General features: G+C 35.9%; 6 protein-coding genes. All 6 read right to left on the bottom strand.

What is annotated here, in order from left to right:
• Positions 1-256: 256 nt before the first annotated feature.
• Positions 257-460 (bottom strand): HAMP domain-containing sensor histidine kinase, encoded by a 204-nt coding sequence (locus V7266_RS23840; protein WP_335471594.1) that lies wholly within the window; start codon positions 458-460, stop codon positions 257-259.
• The gene (locus tag V7266_RS23835) at positions 457-1494 is read right to left on the bottom strand and encodes a histidine kinase dimerization/phospho-acceptor domain-containing protein (protein WP_335471593.1); all 1038 of its coding nucleotides are present in this window, start codon (positions 1492-1494) and stop codon (positions 457-459) included. The genes V7266_RS23840 and V7266_RS23835 overlap by 4 nt, the downstream gene beginning before the upstream one ends.
• Before the next feature lie 176 nt (positions 1495-1670).
• A complete protein-coding gene (gene larC, locus V7266_RS23830; protein ID WP_335471590.1) occupies positions 1671-2861 on the bottom strand; it encodes a nickel pincer cofactor biosynthesis protein LarC in 1191 nt (396 codons plus the stop codon).
• A gap of 24 nt (positions 2862-2885) precedes the next feature.
• Complete coding sequence (gene modB, locus V7266_RS23825) at positions 2886-3542, bottom strand: molybdate ABC transporter permease subunit (RefSeq protein ID WP_335471589.1); 657 nt, start codon at positions 3540-3542, stop codon at positions 2886-2888.
• A gap of 12 nt (positions 3543-3554) precedes the next feature.
• Positions 3555-3686, bottom strand: coding sequence for a hypothetical protein (locus tag V7266_RS23820; protein ID WP_335471587.1), 132 nt, complete (start codon positions 3684-3686; stop codon positions 3555-3557).
• 181 nt (positions 3687-3867) lie between these two features.
• The gene (locus V7266_RS23815) at positions 3868-4116 is read right to left on the bottom strand and encodes a hypothetical protein (RefSeq protein ID WP_335471585.1); all 249 of its coding nucleotides are present in this window, start codon (positions 4114-4116) and stop codon (positions 3868-3870) included.
• Positions 4117-4237 lie beyond the last annotated feature (121 nt).

Genomic DNA, 4237 nt, shown 5'->3' with positions numbered 1-4237 from the left:
ACCATCCTTGATGAAAGCGGTTTATTTATGATTATTATAAAGAGTTTCTAATTTGCAAACGTCCACTTTTTTGTCAAATTTAATATCAATTTTTATCTTTTTCTGAAAATACTAAATTAAAAACCCACTCTTTCCTCCTATAAGATTCCTCACTTCAAAATGAAAGTCCCCTCTATTTTTGTTGGACAAAACAAAAAGTGCGAAAATGATTCGCACCGTAGATTTCCTTCATTTTGATTTTTTAAAAAAAAATCAATTAAACAGGAATTGAAATAGTAAAAGTTGTCCCTCTGCCTACTTCACTATCGACTTGTATTTTTCCATTTACTTTATTAATCGTGCTATACACCATAAACATTCCAAGACCAGTGCCTTCTTTTTTTGTAGAATAATAGGGATTTCCTAATCGGATCACTTCCTCTTTTGTCATACCGATTCCATTATCCTGTATTTTAATCACAATTTCTTTTTTTGCTCGGAAACATCAATCGAAAGAACCCCGCCTTTTTCTTTCATTGCTTCTATACCGTTTTTATATAGATTGATTAAACACTGCTGTACTTGGTTTTTATCATACTTAAAAAATATGGAGTTATGAAACGAATATTGAACATCGACTTGATGCATGTTCGCATATGGAGTAATAATGTTTTTTACATACTCTGTTTCTTCCTTAAGATTTGAATAAATCATGTTCTCTGACTGTGGTTTCGCGAAAGCCAGAAAGTCACTCACAATATTTTCAGCTCTTTTTAACTCCAACAATGCATACTCAATATATGTTTTTTCTTCGCCAGTTAGCGTTTCAGATTTATTTAACAGCTGTAAAAACCCATTGGTAACGGTAAGAGGGTTTCTAATTTCATGAGAGACACTCGCGGATAAATCACTCAGGACATCTAGCCGTTCTGATTCTAAGGAAGAATTACGAGTTTTAATATTATCAATTATTTTTTCAATTAATATCATTATAATCGTCATTACTAATGAGTATGTTGGAACAGCATTTACGGTTAATAGCCAAAATTCCTTGTTTAGTGATGGTAAAACCGCTGCCAAGGTAGATAGATAGAAGACAATTGTAAAAATAGATACAAAAACAGCCCCCAAAATTCGTTTCTTAGCATTTTGAATAAAAAACCATTTATTTAAAAGAGGTACTAAGATAAAAATAGCTGTTGAGAAAAGAAATGACTGGAGGGTGCCTTCCCCGCCAATAATCATGAATCGGTAGATGTTTAGCACGAGATATAATGGAAAAGTATATTTATATCCACCAAAAAGGGCGACAATAATAAAAGGAATGTATCGTAAATCAAAGATAAAGCCAATCTCTAATTTAATAGGAAAGGCCATACACAAGACCATTGAAAAAGATGAAAGCAGAATCAGGATCGTTTTATTATATGTATGTAGTTTATTCTCAAAGAAAATAAGGAAAATTAAAACCGGAAACAGTAGAAACAAAAAATTTAACAATAAAGATTCTAACAAGGTGAAACTCCTTCCATAGCAGTTAAAACACAATCAAATATTTGATTTCTTAAAATACCCAGATTACTAGTTTACTACATTTTTGGATATTCATACAAAAGTAATTATTATCTGATTAATTCTCCTTAAGTTCCATTAACAAAAAGTGGGAATCTCCTTCACAAGAGATCCCCCCTTTAATCTGTCACTAATTTCATCGCATATTGGTATATAAGTTGAAAAGAAACCTTATGCTCCCTTGCTGCTGCTGCTACATCTTCATATTCAGGAGCTTGATGCAGCATTTTGTTATCTTTGAATGCCTGCTTTACTCTAATTGGTCCATAAGGGGTATCTATTTCAATAAATCGTCGATCAAGAATATTACGGGTCCACATGCTTCTTCGGACTCCGAGTGTAGTCGTTTCCTCCAACAAAACTCTTTCACACTGGTCCGCTAGTTCCAAGGATACTAGAACCGTAACAAGAGTACCCGGCCGATTTTTCTTCATGTAAACAGGAGTATAAAATACATCGAGCGCGCCCACGGCCAAAAGTCTTTCCAATGTATATCCAAGCCCTTCCCCTGTCATATCATCGAGCTGGGCTTCAAGTATAAATATAGATTCCCGCTCTTGCTGGGGATCTTGGCAGCGGGCAGGCTTAGTATCTGACGGTCTAATAAGCAGGGCCCTTAATACAATAGGGTGATCATAATCATTTTCCCCCGCTCCATAACCAATCTCTTCAACAATTTGTCCACCGATGGGCATAAACTTTTTTACCAGTGCCCTTAAAATCCCTGCCCCTGTTGGTGTGGTAAGTTCACCCTTTACGTTAAACTCCGCAAGCGGTATCCCCTTCAGTAACTCCATTGTAGTAGGAGTGGGAATAGGATAAAGTCCATGTGCCAGCTTCTTTGTCCCATAGCCGGCTGGTACGGGTGACGCATAAACATCTTCAATGTCAAGGTTTTCTAGAGCCAAGCATACCCCGATCGTTTCTATAATGGAATCCTTTCCCCCACCCTCTTGGAAAAGAACTTCACTAGAGTCGATTCCCTGGATCTTTCCTTCAGCATTAGCCAGTTCTTTAAAGATTGCCAGACTTCGTTCTTTTACTTTTATGGGAAGATGGCTTTCGTCAATCAAGGTAAAAATTTCTTTTGCATTCCGCTGTTCATGACCTGCTGTTGGAAAAAGTGTTATAAATTTCTTTGCTGCGATACCATATTTGGTGAAATTTTGTACTTCCATTTCGAAGGGACCAATTGGTAATTCTCTCAACTGTTCAACGATGTAGGAGAGATCTGCACCTAAATCGATAAGTGCGGCCAGAGTCGTGTCCCCTGCAATTCCAGAGATACAATCAAGATAGAGGTTTTTCAAATTTTTGTTCCTCCAAAATAGTTTTTAAGATTTCATTAGCTGTAAACCTATCAACATAAAAAAAGAAATCCCGATCAAAGAAATGACCCATAACCAGGCCAACTCCATATTGCCTGAATCTATAGCTATATAAATAGCGGTTGAAATGGTTTGGGTTTTCCCAGGAATGTTTCCAGCAAACATTAAAGTTGCCCCAAATTCGCCCAAGGCTCTGGCAAAACTTAATATGGTACCGGAAATGATGGCTCTCAGGGAAAGAGGAATGGAAATAGTCAGAAACAATTGAACTTCATTCGCTCCATCCACACGAGCCGCATTTTCAATATCCTCATCGACAGCTTCAAATCCTGTTTTTGCAGATTGATACATGAGAGGAAAAGCTACTACAGTTGAGGCAATAACAGCAGCCCACCATGTAAACATAACAGGTTGTTTAAATAACCATTCAATTAACTGTCCAATGACACTATTTCTGCCAAATAATACAATTAACAAGAACCCTACAACAGACGGTGGTAATACTAATGGTAAAAGGAAAACCGTCTCAACTACAGCTTTCCCTTTGAATTTCGTATTAGCCATCGTCTTTGCAAAAAACAATCCTAAGATTAAAACCAATACGCCAGAGACAGATGCTACCTCAATCGACAGTTTAACTGGTGACCAAAAATCCGTTGCCATGGTACGTTAAATCTATTCCTTTAAATCCCCAGCAGCTAATGGCTTCTGGTTCTTTGACAATTTAGCTTGTTCAGTGTTGGAACATCCAGTTAAAGCTATTAATAGTATCATTTTAGAGAAAAACAAGTAATTTTGTTTTTTCATGAACACACTCCCATTCTAACCATGTAAAAATGGTTATATCTTATTGTAATAATTAATAACAAAAAACTAAAGTAGAAAAATCACCATAAAGACATATGTCACTAATATTAGATATTTGTTTAAAAATAGAAAAAGAAGGCTCCAAAACTTCAGCCTTCTTTTTTAATTGGACTTATGGCAATCAAAGTACCAGCAAATATTGAATTTGTGCAGGTGAGATTGGTGTTATGGCCATTATGTGATAACCAATGCTTAGCAGCTGTGATAATGTTTCAGCACAATTTTGCCGTGGCGGTTCAATGGGGGCATGAAAACTTTTATAAAGATTAATAAACTGATTGTCCGTTGTACAGTAAAGTAATATAACATGTCTTCCGGTCCATGCTTGACCAATTATTGGTTGAGTTTGTATTTCCCTATAGTTTCTCATCTTTTACATCCTCATTCATTGATACGATTACTTTATGAAACAGCTGAGTCCAATGTTCTTAAAAACTTTGCAAGACAAATTTATTGGTACATATTGTTCATTAAAATAAAAGGCTTACTAT

Source organism: Neobacillus drentensis, assembly GCF_036965645.1.
Classification (GTDB): Bacteria; Bacillota; Bacilli; order Bacillales; family Cytobacillaceae; genus Neobacillus; species Neobacillus drentensis_D.
This window is presented reverse-complemented; position numbering and strand designations above follow the sequence as displayed.

Bases quoted from the DNA above. Each gene is read 5' to 3' on its own strand.
- V7266_RS23815 (WP_335471585.1), bottom strand. From the start codon at position 4,116: ATGAGAAACTATAGGGAAATACAAACTCAACCAATAATTGGTCAAGCA.
- modB (WP_335471589.1), bottom strand. From the start codon at position 3,542: ATGGCAACGGATTTTTGGTCACCAGTTAAACTGTCGATTGAGGTAGCA.
- V7266_RS23820 (WP_335471587.1), bottom strand. From the start codon at position 3,686: ATGAAAAAACAAAATTACTTGTTTTTCTCTAAAATGATACTATTAATA.